Source organism: Staphylococcus cohnii subsp. cohnii (genome assembly GCF_002902365.1).
Taxonomy (GTDB): domain Bacteria; phylum Bacillota; class Bacilli; order Staphylococcales; family Staphylococcaceae; genus Staphylococcus; species Staphylococcus cohnii.
Genome location: NZ_PPQC01000058.1, coordinates 544 through 25991 on the forward strand (window position 1 = coordinate 544; position 25448 = coordinate 25991).

Sequence of the window (25448 nt, forward strand, 5' to 3'; positions counted from 1 at the left end):
TTTTTAAGCATTCCTTTGGGAATGCTTTTTTGTTATTTTTATAAATGAAAATTTTTTTGATATCTAGTATATACATTTTTTTGTTTAAAACTATAAAAATACATTGCTATATTTAGTTATTTTGAATTAAAAATCGCTTTTTTGTTTCTTTATGTAATTTGTTTAAAGTCTTATAACTGAGGTCGTTTGTATTAACTTGAAAGTCACATCACTTTAGATTATCCTAATATCAAACGCAAACAAAGGGGTTTTTTAATGGATAAATTAGTAGAGATTATTGGTGTACCTTCGACTTATGGCCAAAAAAAATTAGGGGTAGATTTTGGTCCAGATGCAATTCGATACGCAGGTATTGTAGAACGAATACAAAATATTGGAATTGATGTTAAAGATTCAGGTAACATTAATGTTCCTGCAATGCGTTTAGAGAAGTTTAACTCAGTTCAAAAAGGATTACGTAATTTAGATGAAATAGTAGAAGTATCTAATCAACTTAGCGAAACAGTATCTCAAAGTGTTGACGATGGGAATTTTCCACTTGTTTTAGGTGGAGACCATTCTATTGCAATAGGCTCTATTTCGGGTATCAGTAAACACTATGAGAATTTAGGTATCATTTGGTATGATGCTCACGGTGATTTAAATATACCTGAGGAGTCACCTTCAGGTAATATTCATGGGATGCCACTGCGGGTATTAGCCGGAGATGGTGATTCACGTTTAGTGAATATCTCAAATTTCGCACCTAAAGTTAAACCAGAAAACATCGTGCTTATAGGCATGAGAGATTTAGATAAAGGAGAACGTCAATACATTAAAGAAAATAATGTTAAAACATATACAATGGCAGATATTGATAAACTAGGTATTAAACAAGTGATGGAAGAAACTTTAGATTATTTGAAATCTAAAACAGATGGCATTCATTTATCATTAGATGTAGATGCTTTAGATCCAGCTGAAACACCAGGAACTGGTACACGAGTACTGGGAGGCTTAACATATAGAGAAAGTCATTTTGCACTTGAATTATTACATAAGTCAAATTTAATCACTTCAATGGATTTAGTAGAAGTCAATCCATTGATAGATATGAATAATCACACAGCAGAACAGGCAGTTTCATTAGTAGGTAGTTTCTTTGGTGAAACATTATTATAAAAACAAATAAAAGGAATAATATGGCATTATTTCCATATTATTCCTTTTTATATTCCTTTTAATTTTATGATAAAAATTTAATACTTAATATGACAGTTAGTGTTATGATTGGTATAATATATAACATGGGAACAGATAACCGGAGGAGATGTTATGGATTTATCCAACTTTTTTGATGATTGGAGTACAGTCAAAATAATTGCAAGTGTACTCGATTTGCTCATTGTATGGTATGTACTTTATCTTCTCATTACAGTATTTAAAGGTACAAAAGCGATTCAATTACTGAAAGGTATTGTAGTAATTGTAATCGGCCAACAAGTGAGTAAAATGTTAAATTTAACAGCGACATCTCGTTTGTTTGATTTAGTAATACAATGGGGTGTTTTAGCTTTAATTGTTATATTTCAACCGGAGATTAGACGTGCTTTAGAACAGCTGGGTAGAGGAAGTTTGTTTAAACGCTATTCCACAAGTTTGAATAGTGATGAAGACAAACTCATTTCATCTGTTTCTAAAGCAGTACAGTATATGGCTAAACGTCGTATTGGCGCATTAATCGTATTTGAAAAAGAAACAGGATTACAAGATTATATTGAAACAGGTATAGCAATGAATTCTGAAATTTCTCAAGAATTATTGACTAATGTGTTTATACCTAATACACCTTTACATGATGGTGCTATGATTATTCAAGCGAACAAAATTGCAAGTGCTGCTAGCTATTTGCCACTATCAGACAGTGCTAAAATAGCTAAAAGTTTAGGAACAAGACATAGAGCAGCTGTAGGTATTTCAGAAGTTTCAGATGCATTTACAGTGGTAGTATCTGAAGAAACTGGATCTATTTCAGTCACGTTTGATGGAAAATTAAGAAAAGATATATCAAATGAAGCATTTGAAGAATTATTGGCTGAACATTGGTTTGGCACACACTTTCAAGAGAAAGGTGTGAATTAATATGTTAGAAAGTAAATGGGGCTTAAGATTAATAGCATTAGTTTTAGCATTAGTATTTTTCTTATCTGTCAATAACATGTTTGGTAACATCTTCAATGCTGACCAATTAGGACAAAAATCTACGGAAACACTTCAAGATGTACCAGTACAAGTTAATTATGATAGTAAATCGTTATATGCTAGCGATGTGCCGAGTAAGGTAGATATTGAAATATCTGGCCCACAATCTCAAGTATTAAAAGCTGAAAACGGTGAAAATATTAAGGCAGTTCTTGATTTGAGTGGTGAAAAAGCTGGAAAGCATACCACACAATTCAAAGTCAATGGTTTAAATAAAAACATTGATTATACAGTTAAGCCAAAAGAAACAACAGTTAATCTTGAAGAAAAAGTGACTAAAAAACTTAAAGTAGAACCTGATGTGAGTGATAACGATTTAAATGCTAATTATAAAGTAAGCGATCAAAGTGTATCACCTGAAACAGTTAAAGTGACTGGTGGTAGCAAACAAATTAATAAAATTGCATATTTAAAAGCTACATTTAAGGATAAAGATAAAATCAGCAAAGATACTACGGATATTGCACGAATCACTGCTTTTGACAGAAACCTCAATAAAGTTAAAGTATTAATTGAACCGAATGAAGTTAATTTGAGTGTAAAAGTAGAAGATTATAGTAAGAAAATAAAAGTTAAAACAAAAGCAATAGGTGCTTTACCTAAAGGTAAAGAAATAGATGATATAAAATTAGATGAAAAAGAAGTGGAAATTTTCGGTAATAGAAACGACATTCAAGATATTGACGAAATTACTGCAGAAATCGATTTAGATGGTGTTACAGAATCAACTGAAAAAAATGTAGAATTTAAATTACCAGATGGCGTTTCAAAAATTAATCCAAAAGAAACAACAGCAAAAATTAATATTAAATAGATTTTTTTATAAAGGAGATATAAATCATGGCAAAATATTTTGGTACAGACGGCGTAAGGGGCGTTGCAAATAAAGAACTAACGCCAGAACTTGCGTTTAAATTAGGACGCTTTGGGGGTTATGTGTTAGCCCATAATGAAGGTGAAAAGCATCCTAAAGTACTCGTTGGTAGAGATACTCGTGTTTCTGGTGAAATGCTTGAATCTGCATTAATTGCTGGATTGATTTCAATTGGTGCAGAAGTGATGCGTTTAGGTGTTATATCAACACCTGGCGTAGCGTATTTAACTAAAGAGATGGAAGCTGAATTAGGTGTTATGATTTCTGCGTCTCACAATCCTGTTCCAGATAATGGTATTAAATTTTTCGGCTCTGATGGTTTCAAACTTTCTGATGATCAAGAAAGAGAAATTGAACAATTATTAGATCAAGAAACCCCAGAATTGCCACGTCCAGTAGGGGACGACATTGTGCATTATTCTGATTATTTTGAAGGTGCGCAGAAGTACTTAAGTTATTTAAAATCTACGATTGATGTTAACTTAGATGGCATGAAAATCGCTTTAGATGGCGCTCATGGATCTACTTCATCACTAGCACCATTTTTATTTGGAGATTTAGAGGCCGATACGGTTACAGTTGGCTGTAATCCTAATGGTTATAATATTAATGATAATGTAGGATCAACACACCCAGAAACGCTATCTGAGAAAGTAGTTGAAGAAGAATGTGACTTTGGTTTAGCTTTTGACGGTGACGGCGATAGATTAATTGCCGTTGATGAAAATGGGGACATCGTAGACGGAGATCAAATTATGTTCATCATTGGTCAAGCAATGAGCAAGAATCAAGAATTAAATAATAATATGATAGTCTCAACAGTCATGAGTAATCTAGGGTTTTACAAAGCTTTAGAAGATGAAGGCATCCAATCTAATAAAACAAAAGTTGGAGATCGTTACGTAGTTGAAGAAATGCGTAGAGGTAATTATAACTTAGGTGGAGAACAATCTGGTCATATCGTGTTAATGGATTATAACACTACTGGTGATGGTTTATTAACAGGCGTGCATTTAGCTAGTATTATTAAAATGACTGGTAAAAGCTTGAGTCAACTTGCAAAACAAATGAAAAAATATCCTCAATCTTTAGTCAATGTACGTGTGACTGATAAATATCGCGTGGAAGAAAATGTAGATGTTCAAGAAGTCATGACTAGAGTTGAAGTTGAAATGAACGGAGAAGGACGTATTTTAGTTAGACCTTCAGGAACAGAACCTTTAGTAAGAGTTATGGTTGAAGCAGCAACTGATGAAGCAGCGCAACGATATGCTCAAACAATTGCTGATGTAGTTAAAGACAAAATGGGTCTAAATGAATAAGCTCTTTATTTATTATAAACTGTCAATACAATACTAATAGTATCGTTAGTACATGTATTGACAGTTTTTTTAGTAATATATCAAATACATAGGGTAGTTCCTAAAATTATATTTTAAAGTCACCTAAATAAAGGTGTCGTATGCTTAGTAGAATACTATATAAAAAAACTACAAGATTGAGTTACAATCATAATATACATCTGACAAGCATTGTCCAAACTATAAAAGATTAACTATAAAAAAGGTTAATCCGTATTTAAACGGATTAGTTTAAGAATGTCGACAAAGCCTCCAACTTTGTTGGCAGTTTTTTTGTGCACGCTTTCCGCGGCAATGATTTAGCCTGTAGTCTTCGGCTAGTACTTCCCGCAGAAGTTGGCCTAAATCATTGCCAATATTATAATATATAGAAATTAAATAATGATGGTGTTTATTATGTTGAATAAATTAATTGATAATCATTTATTACGTAAAGTTGATACGATATTAGATTTAAATTTTGTATATGAACAGGTCAAAGACAAATATTGTCTCGAAAATAAATGGTAGATATTCTATAAATCCAGTTATTTTAGTAAAAATTATACACGTCGTTTTCATGATACAGATACAGATTTATTTGAACAAATATTTAAGAAAATACTCGAAACAGCTATCAAAAAATAACTATATAAATAAAAATAGACAAGCCCTACACATTAATTTGTGCAGGGGTTGTTTACTTTCTGTAGCCAATTCGTATTTAAACGGATTAGTTTTTGATTTAGAATTTTATGTTGTTCAATACTGTAAGTAAATATATTATTTTTTAATAATTTAATGCTATAAGACGTTGTATTCTTTGCTAATTTCAGATGCTAATTGATCATCAATTTTAGCGTATGCTTTTAAGAATGTTTCAACACCATATTCACTAATATAATTATTTTTTTCTACTGTTTCTTGATCATTCGTGTCATCATATTTTAACAGTAATGCAGCTGCCTTAATTAACGCATGATGTTTCAAATTATTTTGATAAAGATAATTTAATGGTTTAATAATTCTGTCTTGCGGTCCGATTTTACGGATTGTACCTCGACCTACACGAGTTACTTCATCTGAAAGATGAGGGTTTTTAAAGCGTTCAATAATTTTATCAACATATTGTGCTTGCTCAGTTGTTGAAAAATCAAATTGGTTGGTAATGTACTGGCTTGTTTCTTTCAAGACTTCTTCCAGATCATGTTTGATCATTTTATCATTAATTGCATCTAAAATCGTCGGTTGATTATTATATCTACCAGCATAGGCTAAGTATGCATGGCCAGTGTTTACCGTCAATAATTTTCTTTCAATATATGGTGTCAAATTTGATACGTATTTAATATGGTTTAATTCTGGACCATACCATGCATCTTTTTCTACAACCCATTCATAGAAAGGTTCCACGATGACATCTAGAATATTTTCGTTTGTTTGCAGAGGAACAATTCTATCAACTGCCGAGTTAACAAAATGAATATGTTCATCTAATGGACCAGTGATATCTAGAATTGCCTCTTTTAATGTATTTGTGGCCATAATGGCATTTTCACAAGCAACAATATTTACTGGTGTTTCTTTTTCTTTTAAATAAGGTGCAAACGTTTTAGCAATAATCGGTAAAATATTGACACCGACTGCAGTAGTAATTAAATCTGCTTCTAATACGGCTTCTTTTAATTTAGCAGAAGGTTGCCCTGAATTGATTGCGTCTACATTGTGTACACGAGTTGTTGTGTTTGCCTCGTCTGCTAATATGACGTCATATTCTTGTTTAGAATCTAACGCATCAATAATTTCAGCATTGACATCTGCAAATGTAACCTTAATATCATTATCAGCTAAAATATAACCAATAAAACCACGACCAATGTTACCTGCACCAAAATGTAATGCTTTCATTATGCGTCAGCCTCCTCGAATACTTGCTTAATTTCTTCAGCTGATGAAGCATTGATAATGCGTTCAACATTTTCTTCTTCACTAAATGTGATGGCAATTTTTGATAATAAATCTAGATGCTCACCATCTTTACCTGCGATACCAACAACAACTTTAACTTCTTCACCATCCCAATCGACACCTTCAGGAATTTGAATTAACGTTAAGCCTGATTTTAAAACACTTGTTTTGGCTTCATCTGTACCGTGAGGAATAGCTAATCCATTGCCCATAAATGTTGTTACAACTTGCTCACGATCTTTCATAGCTTGAATATAGTCTGCTGTAACTGCACCACTGGATACAAGTGCTTGTCCTGCTTTTTCAATTGCTTCGTTTTGATCTTTCACAGTTTGATTAATAAAAATATTGTCATTGCTAAATAATTCGCTCATATTATTCACTCCATGTTTAATTGATTTTGTAATGCTTTCAGATAACTTTGTTTTAGTAAACCTGATAATTGTTCTGGTTGTTGCATAAATTGATCGAGATTATCGAGGTGCTCACCAATTTTTCCAGATAATTCACTAATAAGTTGTGCCATGATATCATCCGGAGGTATGAACATATTTAATAAATATGTTATAGAAACTTTGTCATTTTGATTACTATTAAGCATAAGTGGTTTTTCTAAAATAGTGACTAGGATAAATGGCTTTTTAATTAAATCACTTTTTAAGTGTGGCATAGCAATAGGGTAAGGATCTAAAACAAAGCCTTGTTCATCCATGCGTTGCTTAATAAGTTCAGCGAATGACTGTTTATCTTCAATAATATGATGTTTAAATAATTGTCCAGTTAAATACATAATCCAATCTTGAGTATGTGTATAATCAATATAAATTGAATCAATGACTTCTAGCCCTTTACGAATATATTCTAATTGATATTCAGGATTTGCAAACGTTGTATTAGCGTCATCAAATATTTGTGTTTGTGATTTGTCTTGTTGCATGTTTAGAAAAGCAGCTACATGATTGATATCTGCATCTGGTAACAATGGATTAACTGTGAGGTAGGGTAAGCTGATATCTAAATTGACTGTTGAAATAATTGCATCATATTGTTGAATATCAATGGAATTAAGATCACCCACAGACGCTTGTGTTGTTTGTTGAATTTCACTAAATGTTTGTTGTAGTCGAGTAGCGAGTAAACGACTTGTTCCTATGCCACTACTACAAATGACAAGTACATTATAAAATGGTGTCGCTTGTTTTTGAATTGCACCGCCGAAATGTAATACAATAAATGCAATTTCACTTTCTGGAAATTTAAAATTTGGCCACGTTTTTATTAACCCCTGATGCACACTTTCAAATAGCCGTGGATATTTATGTTTAATCATTTCAGTTAAAGGATTATAAGTTTCTATATTAGCATTTAATCGATTGATTGCTGGTATAATATGCAACTTTAACCCCTCACTGAGTGTTCTCCAGTCTTTAAATGTTTGCTGAGAAAATTCTGAAACCAAATGAATAAGATTTTCGATGCATTGATCATCTTTATTATTTTTAAATACTTCAGTAGTTTCTTTGCGTTTGGCTCCGCGTAAATGAATCGTGATGAAAGTAACTTCCGCTTGGTTGAATTGAACACCATAGATGTGCTCTAAATGTAAGGCTAAAGCTGAAGCTACTTGGTGTTCAAAGGTATCTTTGACACTGTTAAAAATATCGTCATTTAAAGCTACATATTCTTCTTTAAGCATTCGATCAATGCTGAGTACAATGTGTACTGTTAAGGTTAGATAGCTTGATTCTGTAAGAGAATAGGGCAGTTGCCCCAAATGATCCATAAGAATTCTCTCAACTTGGAAAATTTTATCTAAATCAACCATTGGTAACTGAGATTGATTAATAGATTGATACACAAAGTGATTTTCTATTACAGAGTAAACACTTGTACTGTTTAAATTATTTACCATTAATTGGCTTAATAATTCTCTTTTTTTTGATTCAGCACCATAAAGGTGAATACCTTCACCACGTTTTTTTTGAAGTGTTAATTGATACTGGTCTAGTTCATCATCTAATTCATCTAGTAATTTAGCTAGTGTTTGCGTAGAAACACCAATTTCATGTGCTAAACTGTACTGTTTGATTGGTTCTTTAGCTTGGATAAGTGCATATAAAATAATTACTTTTTGTTCCTCTTGAGACAAATCAATCGTAACTTGTTGAATTAATTCATTTTTTAATGAATGTACCGCAGATGAATTACCAGATAACTGTAATCCCTTTTTCGTAACGCGTTCTAAGTCAATGTTAAAACTTGCTAAAAAGGGTTCAATAGACTTCAATTCTCTATGAATAGTACGGGAGGATACAGCTAAATGTTGAGCAATGTCGTAAATAGTGACATATTGACCGTGATACTTAATTAACATTTCGATAATTTCTTTTTCACGCGTACTCAAAAACATAGCCATACCCTCCAATTTATATCTTTTTAGTGAGTGATTAGTTTTCTTCTTTTTTAAGGTTTTCTAGTAACTCATCATATCTAGGAGAATTTAAGAAATTCTCTACTGAAATATGAATTGCATTTGGAACTTGTTTGATTGCTCTGTCTGTTAATTTTTTCTGAGTAATGACAAGTTGCGCATCGCTAGGTAATTGATTAATCGCTGTATTTGTTACTTCAACGTCTTGTATGCTAGCTTTTTTGAATTTGTTACGCAACATACTTGCACCCATAGCACTTGATCCCATGCCTGCATCACAAGCGAAGATAACGTGATTTACTTTACTGTAGTCATGTGCGTCTACATTCTCAGTATCATAGTTATCTAGTAAATCATCTTCTGTTTGACTATCACTATTTTTGTCAGTTTCATCAGTCGCAGTTGCCGAAGTATTATCATCACTATTCCCTGTTAACTTAGAAGATACACTTGATTTTTTACCTTTTGATGCTTCCATTTTCTCTGTTGCAGCTTCTAAATCTTCTTCTGTTTCTTTTGTGAATTTTAAAATAATTGATGAAACAATAAATGATACGATTGCTGCTAATAATACGCCTATAATCATGTGTAAGAATTCACCTTTAGGTGCGTTTAACATATAAACGATAAATGAACCAGGTGAAGCTGGACTCTTGAATCCAAAGTCTAATAATGAATAAGTTGCAACACCAGTCATACCACCTAGTATTACTGCGACGAACAATAACGGTCTCATTAATACATAAGGGAAGTAAATTTCATGTATACCACCTAAGAAGTGGATAATTCCAGCACCATATGAAGTAGCTTTAGCTGTGCCTTTACCAAAAATCATATAAGCAACTAATACACCTAAACCTGGACCAGGATTTGATTCAATTGTGTATAAAATAGATTGTCCCGCAGATGCAGCTTGATCAGCACCCAGTGGTGTAAATACACCGTGGTTAATAGCATTGTTTAAAAATACGATTTTAGCAGGTTCAACAATAATACTTACCAATGGAAGTAAATGCGCATGTACCAATGCTTCAACAGCAACGGACAAAATATGCATGATAAATTCCATAATTGGTGCTAATATTTTAAAACCTATGATTGTCATTATAAAACCTAAAATACCAGCTGAAAAATTATTGAATAACATTTCGAAACCTTGTGGGGTTCTTGGTTGAATGAATTCATCAGTTTTTTTCATCAACCAACCAACAAGTGGTCCCATAATCATTGCGCCTAGTAACATTGGTGTTTCTGGTAATGCTACAATCACACCCATTGTTGCTACAGCCGCAATAATACCGCCACGCATCTCATGAATTAAACGACCACCACTATAAGCAATCAATAATGGTATTAAATAAGTAATCATTGGTCCAGCCAATTCACCTAAATCTTTATTTGGCCACCAACCGCCGTCTATAAATATTGCCGCGATAAAGCCCCAAGCAATGAATGCACCAATGTTAGGCATAATCATGCTACTTAAAAACGAACCAAAAGCTTGAACTTTACGACCAATCCCTTTATTATCTTGAGCATCTGTTTGTGACATAATTTGCACCTCTTTTTCTCTGTATTTAACTATTATTGTAGGTGTGTTTACATAAATTAACAACAAATAGTAATCCCAAATTTGTCACAGAGTTTTTGACAAGTTTATGACTATTAATATATGGAAAGTTTATGACTATTAATATATGGAAAGTTTTGAATTTTAAATAATAAAACAATTTCACAATTATTTTAAGGATGAAGTTAATAAAAAATTTGCATTTGGTTGCAGAAGCATTGTACAATTAGTGGTATTGAAGGAAAGGAGGACAGGTTGACATAAATATATCAATAAAAGCGCCTGTGCAAGTGAAAAGGTTAAATATTTAGCATTTAAGATTTAAAACAGAAATCTTAATAGATATGAAATCGAAGCTTGTAGACGAGGAGGATAGTTATCGAACCATCGGCGGATGCTATCCCGGATGTGGCTCATTCGTAAACTTATTAAGGAAAACATTAGGGCAACCTGGTGCACAAAGTTAATAAGATAGCCAAATTAAATAAAAATTAAGATTAAAGGTGAATGGGATTTCTGTGCCTTTTTTTAAAATTTCTTACGATAAAATGAATGTTAAGAAATTTATTTAAATTGGCCTCATATATTGAACAGGTTCCTGTACGCCGAACGTTCGATACCCTTCACCATTAAATTGGAGGAGTATGTATATGTGTGGAATAGTTGGATATATCGGGCATGATAATGCCAAAGAATTATTATTAAAAGGATTAGAAAAATTAGAATATAGAGGATACGATTCTGCTGGTGTTGCTGTAGTTAACGATGATGGTACAAATGTATTTAAATCAAAAGGACGTATTGCAGAGCTAAGAAAAGTTGCAGATAGTAAAGATGTAGATGGCAACGTAGGTATAGGTCACACGCGTTGGGCAACACATGGTGTACCAAACTATGAAAATTCACATCCACATCAATCCGCAACTGAACGTTTTACTTTAGTTCATAATGGTGTAATCGAAAATTATGAAGAGTTAAAAAATGAATATTTATCAGATGTAAAATTTCTATCTGAAACGGATACAGAAGTTATTGTTCAATTAGTTGAATATTTTTCAAATACTGGACTTTCTACAGAAGCAGCATTTACAAAAGTGGTATCGTTATTAGAAGGTTCTTACGCATTAGGCCTTATTGATAGTCATGATCGTGACACTATGTATGTTGCAAAAAACAAATCACCGTTATTGATTGGTGTAGGTGATGATTTTAATGTTATCGCTTCAGATGCACTTGCAATGTTACAAGTTACAAACCAATACAAAGAAATTCATGATCATGAAATTGTCATTGTTAAACGTGACGAAGTAATTATTAAAGACCAAGAAGGTAAAGTACAAGATAGAGAAGCTTATACTGCTCAAATTGATGCTGCTGATGCTGAAAAAGGTGTTTATGATCATTACATGTTGAAAGAAATTCATGAACAACCTGCAGTAATGCGTCGTATTATTCAAGAATATCAAGATGCTGATGGCAATTTAAAAATGGATGCGGATATTATAAAAGATGTAGCAGATGCTGACAGAATTTATATTATTGCAGCAGGTACAAGTTATCATGCAGGGTTAGTTGGTAAAGAATATTTGGAAAAATGGGCAGGCGTTCCTACAGAAGTGCATGTTGCTTCAGAATTTGTATATAATATGCCATTGCTTTCAGAAAAACCATTATTTATTTATATTTCACAATCGGGTGAAACAGCGGATAGTCGCGCTGTATTAGTAGAAACTAAAAAACTAGGGCATAAGTCATTAACAATTACGAACGTGCCTGGTTCTACACTATCACGCGAAGCGGATCATACTTTATTATTACATGCAGGTCCTGAAATAGCGGTTGCATCTACAAAAGCATATACAGCACAAATTGCAGTGCTTTCAATTTTGTCACAAATTGTAGCGAAAGAACATGGTAAAGAAGCGGACGTTGAGTTATTACGTGAACTTGCAAAAGTGACTACTGCTATTGAAACAATTGTGGATGATGCAGATGTAATGAAACAAATTGCTACAGATTTCTTAGAAACAACAAGAAACGCATTCTTTATTGGTCGTACAATTGACTATAATGTTAGTTTAGAGGGCGCATTGAAGCTTAAAGAAATTTCTTACATTCAAGCAGAAGGTTTTGCAGGTGGCGAACTTAAACACGGTACAATCGCACTTATTGAAGAGGGTACGCCAGTGATTGCTTTAGCAACACAAGAAAATGTAAACCTTTCTATTCGTGGTAATGTGAAAGAAGTTGCAGCACGTGGTGCAAACCCTTGTATAATTTCTATGGATGGATTAAATAAAGATGGTGACACATATGTTATCCCACATGTCCATGAGTTATTAACACCATTAGTTGCTGTTGTGGCAATGCAGTTAATTTCATATTATGCTGCACTACACAGAGATTTAGATGTGGATAAACCACGTAACTTAGCTAAATCTGTAACAGTTGAATAAATTAATAAATTAGATTGAGCTGAGACATTTTGATGTCTCAGCTTCAGAATGTAGACAAACCCTTCGCATTAATTTGTGAAGGGTTTGTCTATTTATATAAATTTTTCAAAATAGTAGTGGTATTTCAGTCCATTATTGGCCATTTTACTAACCGTTTTGCCAATTTTTAAAGATTCATGGCAACACAAATAAGCATGATATCCATAGTAACTTTGTCATGACGTTTATAACTCGTTCATCGGATCATGCTGTTCTTTTATATCGTCAAATCTTCTCTCAATTGTTTAATTTCGCAAATTATATTGTTTCTTTACATTATCAACAGTGCTTTTCAATGATATAACAATCATTATCTACACATGCAGGTAGACTATAAGCATATTGTTTTTCTCGTTCTCTTTTAACATATGAGTCTCTGAATTAATAATATTTTTAGTGTGATATTGGCAGTGATTTGGGCCGACTCCTGCGGGAATAGCACTAGCCGAGGACTACAAGCTAAGGCAGTGCCCGCGGAAAGCGTGCACAAAAAAACTGCCAACAAAGTCGGATACTTTGTGGACAGTCTGAGCTGAGACATTTTGATGTCGTAGCTTTTATTTTTAACGTATAGTAAAAGTGAAATATTTTCAAAAATATAAAAAATTTAATATGCTATGTAGAAGCTTACATTTTAGAAATAAAGAAAGGTCGTATAAAACAATGACAAAACCTAAAATTTATACCATGGCTTTTGGAGAAGTTTATCCTCATTTGGTGAAAAAAGTCGAAAAAAAAGGTAGAACAAAAAATGAGGTAGATACTGTCATTAAATGGATGACCGACTATAATCAGTCACAAATAAATAGAATGATTGATGATGGCACAGACTATGAATCATTTATTCAACAAGCACCACAGTTAAATCCACATAGAACTAAAGTGACTGGTGTTATATGTGGTATTCGTGTTGAAAATATGGAAGATTCAATAATGAAAGAAATTAGATATTTAGACAAAATGGTTGATGAATTGGCTAAAGGCAAGACATTGGAAAAGATATTTAGACAAAATCAAAAATAAATGAAAATTTTAAAGAGGAGGATATATATGCTAATTGAATTGAACAATATAGCAAGAAGAAAAGATGGTAAAGAAATTGTTCAAGGAGTGAGTTGGCAAATCAATGAGGGAGAAAAATGGATGCTATATGGTTTAAATGGGGCAGGTAAGACTACACTATTAAATATTTTAAATGCATATGAGCCAAACACATCTGGTGAAATGACTTTATTTGGTATGCAGCCTGGTAAAAAAGGGTATTCTGCTGAAAATGTACGCCAACAAATTGGATTTGTATCAAATAGTTTAATGAATCGATTTCAGGATGGTGAAATTGTTTTAGATGTTGTAATTAGTGGGATATTTAAGTCAATCGGTGTGTTTCAAGATGTACAACAACATTACATAGATTTGGCTAAAAAATATTTAAAACAAATGGGAATCGCTCAATTTGAAAATCAATATTATGGCTATCTTTCTACTGGAGAACGTCAAAAAGTGTTGATAGCAAGAGCTTTGATGGGGAACCCTAAACTATTAATTTTAGATGAACCAGCCTCAGGTTTAGATTTTATTGCAAGAGAAGATTTATTAAGTGCACTGACACAATTGTATAAGCAAAATCCTCAATTAGCAGTAATTTATGTAACGCATTTTGTAGAAGAAATTACACAAGATATTGATTATGGGTTTTTATTGAAAAATGGGCAACCTTTTAAACAAGGTCAAATATCTGAAATTCTTAATCATACAACATTGAGTCATTTCTTTAAGAGAAATGTCAACATAGCATGTAACAATGGGCGATACACACTGTTTTTAAAAGATGGAGACATTGCAGAAATATAGATTAAGTGCCATAATTTAATACGATAACGTAGGATGGAGGATTTTAATTACATGAAAAATGTTAAAGCAATATTTTTGGATATGGATGGCACAATTTTACATAAAGATAATCGTGTAGATAATGAAACGACAGAGGTTATACAAACATTAAGAAATCATGGCTATAAAGTATTTTTAGCTACTGGTAGAGCACATGATGAGATTCATTACCTTGTACCTGAAAATTTTAAGGTGGATGGTATTATTAGTTCTAACGGCACTAATGGTGTTGTTCACAATGAAACGATTTTTAAACATAGTTTAACATTTGATACGGTTAATGAAATTGTAAAAAGAGCAAAAGCACAAGCAATTTATTATGAAGTTTTTCCTTTCGACGGCAATCGAATTATTCTTAATGAAGATCAAGCATGGGCAAAAGCGATGTTTAAACAATCAACACCACCTGAAAACGTAGGATATAGTGAATGGACATCTCGAAGAGAATCTATCGTTGAAAAAGTAAGTTGGAAAGCAAGTATCCCTAACACGTCATTTTCAAAAATTTATTTATTTTCACCAGATTATGATAAAATTACTCAATTTCGAAATCAGTTAATCGATGACCAAACGATACTTCAAATCAGTGTATCAAATTCATCTCGCTTTAACGCAGAAACAATGGCTTTTGGAATTGATAAAGGAACTGGAATTAAAGAAATGATAGACTACTTTGGCATTAAACAAGAAGAAACGTTAGTCATTGGTGACAGTGATAACGACAGAGCGATGTTTGCGTTTGGCAATTATACTGTGGCGATGAAGAATGCTCGACCAGAAATTCAGTCTTTAGCAGATGATGTCACTTCATTCACAAATGAAGAAAATGGTGCCGCATTATACTTAAAAAAACATTTATTATAAACTATATGCATAGATGAATTAATTAAAAAAGACACTTTCTCTCATTTAATAACCATTATTAAATGAGAGAAAGTGTCTTTTTTGTAATTTATATTCCAATATATTATTTATCTTTATTATTTATTTGATCTTTGATGTCTGTAGTTTTTTCTTTTGCATTATCTTTAAATTGATCAGTAGTATGATTAACTTTATCAGTAGCTTTCTCAGTTGTGTGATTAACACTACTAGTTACTTTAGATGTTTGATCAGATTGCTTAGAAGCTTTAGATTTTTTGACTTCTGATTTATCTATGTTCTCACCATTTTTATTGTAGTATTGAATAATTGCTAATAAGTTTGTGTAATAAACGATCAATCTAATTATTATAACAATTACTGACACAATATAGATAATAGTCATTGCTAATGTTTGTGAAATACCGCCAGTACTAATTGACACTAACTGACTTACTGGATTTGCTAAGATTATAACAAGTAAATTTAATAATAATATACCTATATAAAATTTAAACCAAGTTTTATTTCCGTTTTTAATTGCTTTAAAGCCACGTTTTACAGAAGACCAAGCACCTTTATTAGGTTCTTTAACAAAAGCTAGTGTATAGTTGACGATTAAGATTGTAAAGAACCAATAAACAAATGACAATATGAATACTTGTAAAGTAGCAGCAATAATTTGGAATGTTAATGACCATCCAAGTGCATGATCAGAACTGCTTAACGGTCCTTGTAATGCAGTGAATAATTGCACAATTCCTAATTGTAATAGCTTACTTATTAGAAGATTAAGTAATAATATAATAATAATACTTAATAATGTGATTAAAGATAATTTTAATGATTTAGCATATTTACCCTTTTTAAATATTGAAAATAAATCTTTGAATTTAGCCTTGTCTTTATTAATTGCATTGTCTATAGTGTATATAGTTCCAGCAATAAGTTGATATCCTACAAATATAAAAACCACTAATGGAATTAGTATTGCTAGTATCAATGTAATTAATGCACTTCCAATAGGTTGTTGCATTGCCATTGACATTAAAAATTTATATATTGCTGGTTGAACTGGTATAAAAGTTAGTACAGTCAAAGCAAACAATATGATAAAACTTACAATTGTGAATAGTAAAATTTTAGCATTTTGCGGTTTTGCATTTTGTAATGCTAGTTTATGAAATTTAAACAAATTTTAAGCACTCCTTTTTAGTGATAAGCATATGCTATCAAAAAATTAGGGATTTTAAAATTAATAGGTAACAAAATGGCTATAAAATGTTAAAATGACCAAATGAGAAAATGTTGAAAGGAGATATCATCATGAAATTTGCAATTCTTACTGATGTACATGGCAATTTTGATGCGTTAGATACAGTATTGGATGATATTGATAGAAGAAAAGATATAAATAAAATATATAACTTAGGCGATAATATTGGTGTAGGCCATGAAACAAATAAAGTTCTTGATGAAATATTCGAAAGAGATGATATGGAAATTATTGCAGGTAATCATGATGAAGCGGTGATGTCAATTGTTAACGATACACCTTATCCTGAAGACTTAAAAGATAAATTTTATGAACACCACCAATGGATTGAAAGCCACTTAGACGAAGATTATTACGATAAATTAAATGCTTTACCTCGTGTTATTGAAAAAACAATGAATCATAAAAAAGTCATGTTTATCCATTACGAAATTCCAAATGATAAATTGAATACGCCGATTGATGGTCAACCATTTAGTCCTATTGTAGAACCTACTGAAGAAAATATAAAATCACTTTTTGAAGATAAAGAGGCTGATTTAATTGTTTTTGGTCATAATCATACAGTTCATTTGTTTGATGATAAATCCAAGGTTTATTTTAATCCTGGGTCTGTTGGATTAAATAACGGCGCATACGCTGTATATGGTATTGTTACTATCGAAGAAAATGAATTTTCATTTGAACGAGTTAAAGTGCCTTATGATAATGAAGAATTTATAAGAGGTTTTAAAGAAAAACAAGTGCCAGCTAAAGAATTGATATTTGATAAGTTTTTATAATGTATAAAGTGTTATGAATTTGTTATATATTTTAATAGTAATTAAAATCATAAAAGTGACTAGATTAAATGATACTGCTTGTTTCAAGCTTTAAAATCTAGTCACTTTTTATTTTTTTACCTCATGTTATTTTTCTGTATAAATTGCTGAACATAAGGTATTGCTGTCATGATTATGATATTCTGTTTCAAATTGTATTGTCATATGTTGAATGTTTAAATGTGTTAGACGATGTTCGAGTAAGTTTAAAAGTTGTTCACCTTCTTCAATTGTCATGTCATTAGGTACGACTGCATGACAACTTAAAGCATTTATTTCATTAGAAATAGTCCATATATGACAATCATGTACATTTTTTATTTGCACTTCACTTGTAATAGCGCTAATGATTTCATCCATATTGACATCACTGGGTGAACCTTCCATCAAAATATTAAGAGATGATTTCGTTATGCCCCAACTACTTTTGATAATAAGTAAGGAGACGATAATGCTTGCAATTGGATCTGCAATTGTCCAATTAAATGACCAAATAAGAATAGCTGCTACAATGGCTCCGACAGAACCTAATAAGTCTCCGATTACATGGAGAAAAGCGCCACGCATGTTTATATTATGATCTGTATCTCCACCTTTAAACATAAAAGAAGCAACAACGATATTAACAATGAGGCCAATTACACTGATGATAAACATTTCTGTAGATTTTACCGCTATTGGATTAAAGAAACGATCGATTGCTTCTATGATGATAAAAATACCGATAACAAATAATGTTACACCATTAAATAATGCTGCTAATATTTCGAAGCGTTTGTAGCCAAAAGTCTTAGTTTGAGTAGCATGTTTTTCAGAATAAATAAAAGCTAATAAAGCTACACCTAATGAAATTGAATCGCTAAGCATGTGTAAACCATCTGATAATAATGCTAAGCTATGTGCTAAAAAACCTCCGATGATTTCAATTATCATAAATATACCAATAATTAAAAAGCTAATAAGTAAGATTTTTTTATTATTGGTGTGTACATGTCCGTGTGTATGATTGTGTGTGTGATTGTGTTCGTGATGTTGTGACATATAAGATCAGACCTTTCATTATAGTTTTATAGTTTATGATTTGCATGATGTATTGCTTGTTTCAATAAATCAGTCACATGTGTATCATCAATTGAATATATCATTGATTGGCCTTCTCGGTTAGATTTGACTAGGTGGGCCTGTTTTAATATGCGTAACTGATGTGACACATTGGATTGCCCCATATTTAAAGTATGTGCAATATGACCTACACTGCTAGAATTTTGTGATAATAAATGCATGATGCGTATGCGATTCGTCTCACTTAATGCCTTGAAAATATCAGTTACATGCTCTAAAGTTTCAGTGTTTATTGGGGGATTCATAAATTTAACCCTCCTATCATATGAATATATTAATATATATTCATATATTAATGTTATTGTGCGAATATGTCAATTGAAATTGCATATTTGTTTTAAATTCTTATAAAAGTGGTAGACTTTTAGTATTAACTCGATAAGGAGGTACCAATATGAGTATTTTAGTTATTGGCGCAAATGGTGGCGTTGGTCATCATTTAATAGAACAGTTAAAAGAAAAAGGGGTAGATTTTACCGCTGGAGTTAGAAAAGAATCACAAGTTGAACAACTGAAGGAAAAAAATATCAAAACAACTTTAATTGATGTTGAGACAGATGATGTTCAAACTTTAACTGAAAAATTTAAAGGTTTTGACCGTGTAGTATTTTCCGTTGGTTCAGGAGGTAGTACAGGTGCAGATAAAACAATTATTGTAGATTTAGATGGTGCTGTTAAAGCTATTAAAGCAAGTGAGGTAAATAATGCGAAACAATTTGTGATGGTGTCAACATATGATTCTAGAAGAGAAGCATTTGATGCAAGTGGAGATTTGAAACCCTACACAATTGCCAAACATTATGCTGATGAATATTTAAAACAAGCATCAGTACCTTATACGATTGTACATCCAGGTGCTTTATTAAATGATGAAGGTACAAACAAAATTGAAGTAGGTGCCTTTTTTGAAGGTAGAAGTTCGATTCCACGAGAAGATGTTGCTTCAGTCATCAATCAAGTTGTCTCAAGTGACGACTATTTAAATACTGAATTCCAAATTATTAGTGGAGATGTAGAAATATCACAGGCTTTAGATAGCTTTAAAAATAAATAATCGATAGTTACAAATGTGGGCCAATTTACAAATTAATGTAATTTGGTCCATTTTTAATTGAAATATCTATTATTTTAATAAATTTTATGATGAAAATTTGATACAATAATAGATATCGTTTGGAGGTAACTATGAAGATTTCAAACACTAAAATTTATGAACAAGTTGCAGATACTTTATTGGAAAGCATTAAATCTGGAAATTATCAAGTTGGAGATAAAATACCATCTATACAAAAGCTCAGTAAAGAATATGGTGTGAGTGTGGCTTCGGTAAGAGAAGCTTTAAATGCATTAAGAACGATAGGTGTATTGGAGATTAAACAAGGTTATGGGACATTTGTAAAGCAAATTGAACCGACTTTTTTTGAATTAGGAGATAAATTTAATTCGTTAGTTCAGATAAAAGAATTATTAGAGTTAAGAGAGATTGTTGAAAGTGCAACCGTCAAAATGGCTGCTTGGCACCGTACAGAAGAGAACTTAGTTGATTTGGAAAAGGCTTTGAATCGAATGGGTGAAGCAATAACAGATGGTACATCAGGAGAAAGAGCTGATTTAGAGTTTCATCTATTAATCGCAAAAGCTGGCAACAATTCCTTGTTAGTTGAATTACTAAATAATATATCTGAACTTATGCAAGATTCTATGAAAGAAACAAGAAAAATATTTATTTATAGTAAACAAAAAACAATGAATAAATTATTAGAGGAACATGTAGTCATTTATAATGCAATTGCTAACAAAGATGATGTAGAAGCTGTTAAAGCCATGGAGTCACATTTATTAGAAGTTAAAGAAACAATTTTAGCTAACTTTAAAGAAAAATAAATTTTAGAACGTAACATACTTATAATCTTCAAATTTATTTTAATGCTTTCCAAGTTCTTAAAGTATAAGCACATATAATTAAATTTCAAGTAATAAAAAGCCCAAACTAATATTAGTTTGGGCCTTTTTTGCAAATTTTATATTTTGAACAGTGATCATCTGATCAAAATAATCATAATTTATTACCTTATATGTAAAAGAATATGAGCCCTTTGAAGACTCTAGTGTCATTATAATGTTAAAAATGTTGTGAAGGCAAGTCTTTATTTAAAAAATTTACGACAATTGAATAATTTTATTGTCAAATTTAATTGAATGGAATCGGGGGACATTAATTTAACTATACGTTTATTAAGTGTATTGATATAATAATTAATGATTTGAATATGACTAAACGTTGAAGTGACAGTTTATAAAGCATTAAGATATGTGATACAATTTCAATAGTTCTGTAAAATTAATTTTAAAATGTAATATAAATAGTGTAACTTTATATTTTTCTAAATTGTATATATCAGATTAAACAATATAAAAACTAAGTTTGGAGGTGTGGTGAATGCCATTATTTTTAAAACCAGTATTACATGAGAAAATTTGGGGTGGCACAAAGTTGAAATCACTCGGTTATGATTTGCCTACTGAAAATATTGGAGAAGCATGGGGGATTTCAGCACACCCAAATGGAAGATGTGAAGTGTTGAATGGTCCATACAAAGGACAAACATTAGATATGGTATGGAAAAATCATCGGGAATTGTTTGGTGATTTTCCGAGTCAAGAGTTTCCGTTAATGACAAAAATTGTAGATGCTAAGGAATCATTATCGATTCATGTGCATCCTGATGATGCCTACGCTTATGAAAATGAAAACGGACAATATGGTAAATCAGAATGTTGGTATATTATAGATGCAGAAGAGGACGCAGAAATTATATACGGCGTGAACGTAGATTGTAAAGATACTGTAGTTGATCAAATCGATGAAACAGACTATGAAAATTTATTTAATAAAGTTAAAGTCAAGCCAGGTGAGTTTTATTTTATACCAGCAGGAACGATTCATTCTATAGGTGCTGGTGTACTTGTGTATGAAACAATGCAATCTTCTGATGTCACATATAGAGTTTATGATTTTGATCGAGAAGAAGCAGCACATGATAGCAGAGGATTGAATCAAGCAAAAGCGAAAGAAGTCATCGAAGTTACTCAAGAAAATATTAATATAGCAACAGACACCGAAATTGTTGAAAACCATAAACGTATTCAACTTGTTTCAAATGATTTTTTTACAATGGTTAAGTGGGAAATATCTGGCACATTAAATTATATGAAACCTAGAGAATTTGTTTTAGTTTCCGTATTAAAAGGTTCTGGACAAGTCATAGTTGATGGTGATATTTATGATGTGACACAAGGTCAAAATTTCATACTAACTTCAGACGATTTAGATACAATTTTTGAAGGAGATTATGAATTAATTATAAGTTATTTATAGATAAAAAAACGGAGTGTTTCAAAATGTATAAGTATTTATATGTATCATTAATTTGCGGTTTATTAGCTGGTGCGGGAATTTTTTTAAAAATACCTATTTTCCCTTCATTTTTCTTACCAGTTATCATTGGTGCAATTGGTATCATTGCTGCATTAATTACGATACCTAACAAAGAAATAAATGGATTATTAAAACTTGGTGGTGTTCTCATTAATTTAATGCCAATTTTGGGTGCATTGACGATGGTTCAATAATCAATAAATTTAGTATCTTTACTTTCAGAGTAAAAGGTACTTTTTTTATAAGCAAAAATCATTTGTGTCATTAACTAAATCAACTTTACTTTTAACAGAATACATATTAGTGATTATAATTAATAAGATTTGTAATTAAAAGATTATAAAATATTCTTTAGCGATAAATTATTTATGGTAAAATAGAATTTAAATTGGAGGTGGGCTAAATGTCGAAATCTCGAGGTATATTGATGACTTTTATTATTGCACTTATTGCATCGATTATGGGAAGTAAATTTCCAGTAATTGGAAGTGCAATATTTGCAATTGTTATAGGTATTCTTTTAAATAATTTTATTGAAATCCCAAAAAAATATCGTGCCGGTATCCAATTTAGTAGTAAAAAAATATTGCATTATAGTATTATTGTTCTTGGTTTTACATTGAGTTTTCAATCTATTGGTTCAATTGGTTGGAGATCTTTACCAATAATAATCATAACTTTATTAGCAGCATTTATAATCGTGTTTATATTGATGAAAATATTTAAAATTAATGAAAATCTAAGCATTTTGATTGGTGTCGGTACTTCTATCTGTGGTGGATCTGCAATTGCTGCTACAAGCCCAATCATCAAAGCTAAAGAAAATGAAGTAGCTTTCGCAATTTCAACTATATTTTTATTCAATTTAATAGCAGTTTTTATATTCCCACCACTTGGTCATTTAATGAACATGGGTCAAACGGCTTTTGGCTATTTTGGTGGTACAGCAATTAACGATACATCTAGTGTTATTGCTGCTACATCTAATTACGGAAGTAAAGCTTTAGAAACTGGTGCTATCGTAAAATTGACACGTACATTGATGATTGTTCCAGTAGTATTATTTTTTACATATAGAACGATACGCAAAGAAAAATCAAAACAAACAGGCACATCGATTAAACAGATATTTCCATGGTTCATTGTTTGGTTTATTGTAGCTTCACTGATTAGTACAATTTTTAATTTTTCACCTACAGTTATTCACATATTCCAACAAATATCATTATTCTTAATAACGATGGCAATGGCAGGTATAGGATTAAACGTAGATTTCAAACAGTTTAAACAAGCTGGTGCAAAGCCGATTTTATTAGGTTTAGTGACTTGGATAGTAGTAATAATAACAAGTTTAATATCAATGAAATTGATTAATTTATTATAATCATTGTTTGAGAACTGATTTTTAAATATAATGAGAAAATAGAATTTTTTATATGAGATAAGGAGTATCTAAATGGCAGAGGAAACAAGTTATTTTTGGTTGAATTGCGGATATAATCGCTGGAATCATAACGAACCATTAGTGGGTCAAACAACATTATTTGAATCAGGTGCACAATTTAATCCGTCACAAGGTTTCCGATCTTTTAAACAAGCTAAAGTAGGAGATAAAGTTATATTTTATCAAGTACAGATGGATACTGGTTTACTGGGATTTGGTGAAATTACTAGTGTACAAACAGGTGCACAAAATAAAATTCGCGTGCATTTTCAGTTATTAGAACAATTGAAACCATTAACTGCTGATTACTTAAAAAGAAGTGAACAATTAGAATTTCGAATTACTAATATGAAAGAAACATTGTTTAATCAAATTACAAAAGATGAATTTGACTTAATCGTAAGTTTAGGTAAAGGTGAAACGAAAATACCTAGATACTTCTTTATATCAGAGGAACAAGAATTCGAACCCAATTCTTATAATACCTTGTTTACACACACATATAATGGTATTAAACGAAATGGATACCATTTTTATAGACAGCTTGAAATTGGTGACCAACTCGTTTTTTATAATAAACATAGAGAACAATCAGTGATTGGTGTAGGTGAAGTAAGTCAACATTTACATGAAAAATCGCCAATTCCTGGTCGCACAAACAGTACTGCGATAGAAGTTTATTTTGAAAAAGAAATCGAACCTGTAACATTGAGTACTTTAAATAAACACCCTAAATTAAAAAATTTATATTATTTACAAGAAAATGCAAAACAAGCTATTGCAAGCATGTCACGCACACAGTTTGATGCAATACTTGAAATGAGTGAAAACGATGGTATGAAATCTCAATTTGAAGCGGTAAAAAGTCAAGGCGTTATCGATAAAGCAGATGATGATATAAAACCATTTATTCTTTTAGTAGTTGGTAAAGGTGAAGGTTTAAATGCTGCAGAAAACTTGTTACAAAAGACCAATGCTAATCCAGTAATTACAGTAGGTCATCCAGATTTTACAGAAGACATGCTGTATGGTAAATATTTACCAAATGAGGCTGGTGCTTTGTATTATAGAGAGGGATTCATTACTAATCTTATGCCAAGAAATGATAAAAGTTATCTAGTTATAGATAATTTTAATCGTATAGACCCAGACATTTTTCAAACGTATATTAACGTTTTAGAAGGTTATGAAATGACATTGCCAAGATATAATAGGGACGGTAGTATGGTGAAGTGGTCTAGAAAAAAAGATTCATTTTATCATTTTAATCCGAATTGGCATATCGTCGGTATCACGTACGATAGCATAAATGATATAAAGCAAAAATATACTGAACAATTTTTAAAGTACACAAGAATTGTTAAGGTTAATCAAGATTAAAATGACAGTAAAATTATGATTAAGCGTCTGGGTATCATTGATGAGATCCAGACGCTTTTATATTGTCAGAAGATGATTGGACTTCAGCTTAAGTCATTATTTTATACATTATCAATGCTAGTTATCCTTGTCAGAGTGGTAAGACGAAATCTTTTTAATAAAATTAGATTTCTGCCTCATCCTTTTTTTGTATGTAAATGTAATAGTTAGTGATACATATTAAGGTAATTCATATCATGATTTATTTTTATCATTTTAGGATATAATATAACTGTGAATAAATAATTTATATTTTA

22 protein-coding genes are annotated in these 25448 nt (G+C 31.4%); 15 read left to right on the plus strand and 7 right to left on the minus strand.

The features are described 5' to 3' along the window. The first annotated feature begins 255 nt into the window (after window positions 1–255). From rocF to glmM, 4 genes are all read left to right on the plus strand, one after another. Window positions 256–1161, plus strand: coding sequence for an arginase (rocF, locus tag CD032_RS09965; protein ID WP_040030442.1), 906 nt, complete (start codon window positions 256–258; stop codon window positions 1159–1161). A 153-nt stretch (window positions 1162–1314) separates the two neighbouring features. Further along, the gene (cdaA, locus tag CD032_RS09970; RefSeq protein ID WP_019467737.1) at window positions 1315–2121 is read left to right on the plus strand and encodes a diadenylate cyclase CdaA; all 807 of its coding nucleotides are present in this window, start codon (window positions 1315–1317) and stop codon (window positions 2119–2121) included. A gap of 1 nt (window position 2122) precedes the next feature. Continuing rightward, complete coding sequence (locus CD032_RS09975; RefSeq protein ID WP_019467738.1) at window positions 2123–3055, plus strand: CdaR family protein; 933 nt, start codon at window positions 2123–2125, stop codon at window positions 3053–3055. 26 nt (window positions 3056–3081) lie between these two features. Then, window positions 3082–4437: a phosphoglucosamine mutase gene (gene glmM / locus CD032_RS09980; RefSeq protein WP_019467739.1), complete on the plus strand. Its 1356-nt coding sequence runs from the start codon at window positions 3082–3084 to the stop codon at window positions 4435–4437. 822 nt (window positions 4438–5259) lie between these two features. Here glmM and CD032_RS09985 read toward each other — a convergent pair. The 4 genes from CD032_RS09985 to CD032_RS10000 are packed head-to-tail and all read right to left on the minus strand — an operon-like array spanning window position 5260 to window position 10406. Beyond that, window positions 5260–6363, minus strand: a complete 1104-nt coding sequence (locus CD032_RS09985) for a mannitol-1-phosphate 5-dehydrogenase (protein ID WP_019467741.1) — start codon at window positions 6361–6363, stop codon at window positions 5260–5262. Then, entirely contained in the window at window positions 6363–6797 is a 435-nt protein-coding gene (locus CD032_RS09990; protein WP_019467742.1) for a PTS mannitol transporter subunit IIA, read from the minus strand. Before CD032_RS09990 ends, CD032_RS09985 begins: the two co-directional genes overlap by 1 nt. Window positions 6798–6802: 5 nt before the next feature. Further along, window positions 6803–8833 (minus strand): BglG family transcription antiterminator, encoded by a 2031-nt coding sequence (locus tag CD032_RS09995; protein WP_103211461.1) that lies wholly within the window; start codon window positions 8831–8833, stop codon window positions 6803–6805. Window positions 8834–8870: 37 nt separating this feature from the next. Next, a complete protein-coding gene (locus CD032_RS10000) occupies window positions 8871–10406 on the minus strand; it encodes a PTS mannitol transporter subunit IIBC (protein WP_019467744.1) in 1536 nt (511 codons plus the stop codon). Window positions 10407–11074: 668 nt separating this feature from the next. On the opposite strand from CD032_RS10000, the gene glmS reads away from it, so the two are divergent. The 4 genes from glmS to CD032_RS10020 all read left to right on the plus strand — a co-directional run bounded on the left by glmS (window position 11075) and on the right by CD032_RS10020 (window position 15673). Further along, complete coding sequence (gene glmS, locus CD032_RS10005) at window positions 11075–12880, plus strand: glutamine--fructose-6-phosphate transaminase (isomerizing) (RefSeq protein WP_019467745.1); 1806 nt, start codon at window positions 11075–11077, stop codon at window positions 12878–12880. A gap of 702 nt (window positions 12881–13582) precedes the next feature. Then, window positions 13583–13942 carry a DUF2200 domain-containing protein gene (locus CD032_RS10010; protein ID WP_019467746.1) on the plus strand — a complete coding sequence of 120 codons (360 nt, stop codon included), beginning with the start codon at window positions 13583–13585 and terminating at the stop codon, window positions 13940–13942. Between the two features lie 27 nt (window positions 13943–13969). Then, on the plus strand, window positions 13970–14770 hold the full coding sequence (locus CD032_RS10015; protein ID WP_019467747.1) for an ABC transporter ATP-binding protein: 801 nt from the start codon (window positions 13970–13972) through the stop codon (window positions 14768–14770). Window positions 14771–14821: 51 nt separating this feature from the next. Continuing rightward, entirely contained in the window at window positions 14822–15673 is an 852-nt protein-coding gene (locus CD032_RS10020; RefSeq protein WP_019467748.1) for a Cof-type HAD-IIB family hydrolase, read from the plus strand. Window positions 15674–15776: 103 nt separating this feature from the next. On the opposite strand, the gene CD032_RS10025 is transcribed toward CD032_RS10020, so the two are convergent. Then, a complete protein-coding gene (locus CD032_RS10025; RefSeq protein WP_019467696.1) occupies window positions 15777–16865 on the minus strand; it encodes a hypothetical protein in 1089 nt (362 codons plus the stop codon). Window positions 16866–16996: 131 nt separating this feature from the next. Between CD032_RS10025 and CD032_RS10030 the strand changes: the two genes are divergently transcribed. Continuing rightward, on the plus strand, window positions 16997–17728 hold the full coding sequence (locus CD032_RS10030; RefSeq protein ID WP_019467695.1) for a metallophosphoesterase family protein: 732 nt from the start codon (window positions 16997–16999) through the stop codon (window positions 17726–17728). Window positions 17729–17854: 126 nt separating this feature from the next. Here the strand turns inward: CD032_RS10030 and czrB are convergent, their stop codons facing one another. After that, complete coding sequence (czrB, locus tag CD032_RS10035; RefSeq protein ID WP_103211462.1) at window positions 17855–18808, minus strand: CDF family zinc efflux transporter CzrB; 954 nt, start codon at window positions 18806–18808, stop codon at window positions 17855–17857. 26 nt (window positions 18809–18834) lie between these two features. Continuing rightward, entirely contained in the window at window positions 18835–19134 is a 300-nt protein-coding gene (locus CD032_RS10040; protein WP_019467693.1) for an ArsR/SmtB family transcription factor, read from the minus strand. Between the two features lie 149 nt (window positions 19135–19283). Between CD032_RS10040 and CD032_RS10045 the strand changes: the two genes are divergently transcribed. The 6 genes from CD032_RS10045 to CD032_RS10070 all read left to right on the plus strand — a co-directional run bounded on the left by CD032_RS10045 (window position 19284) and on the right by CD032_RS10070 (window position 25152). Continuing rightward, on the plus strand, window positions 19284–19943 hold the full coding sequence (locus CD032_RS10045) for an SDR family oxidoreductase (RefSeq protein WP_019467692.1): 660 nt from the start codon (window positions 19284–19286) through the stop codon (window positions 19941–19943). A 131-nt stretch (window positions 19944–20074) separates the two neighbouring features. Continuing rightward, complete coding sequence (locus tag CD032_RS10050) at window positions 20075–20773, plus strand: FadR/GntR family transcriptional regulator (RefSeq protein WP_019467691.1); 699 nt, start codon at window positions 20075–20077, stop codon at window positions 20771–20773. Between the two features lie 556 nt (window positions 20774–21329). Continuing rightward, on the plus strand, window positions 21330–22268 hold the full coding sequence (locus tag CD032_RS10055) for a type I phosphomannose isomerase catalytic subunit (RefSeq protein ID WP_046467682.1): 939 nt from the start codon (window positions 21330–21332) through the stop codon (window positions 22266–22268). Window positions 22269–22291: 23 nt separating this feature from the next. Continuing rightward, complete coding sequence (locus CD032_RS10060; RefSeq protein WP_019467689.1) at window positions 22292–22522, plus strand: hypothetical protein; 231 nt, start codon at window positions 22292–22294, stop codon at window positions 22520–22522. 209 nt (window positions 22523–22731) lie between these two features. After that, window positions 22732–23712, plus strand: coding sequence for a YeiH family protein (locus tag CD032_RS10065; RefSeq protein ID WP_019467688.1), 981 nt, complete (start codon window positions 22732–22734; stop codon window positions 23710–23712). A 72-nt stretch (window positions 23713–23784) separates the two neighbouring features. Next, entirely contained in the window at window positions 23785–25152 is a 1368-nt protein-coding gene (locus CD032_RS10070) for an EVE domain-containing protein (RefSeq protein WP_019467687.1), read from the plus strand. Window positions 25153–25448: the final 296 nt, after the last annotated feature.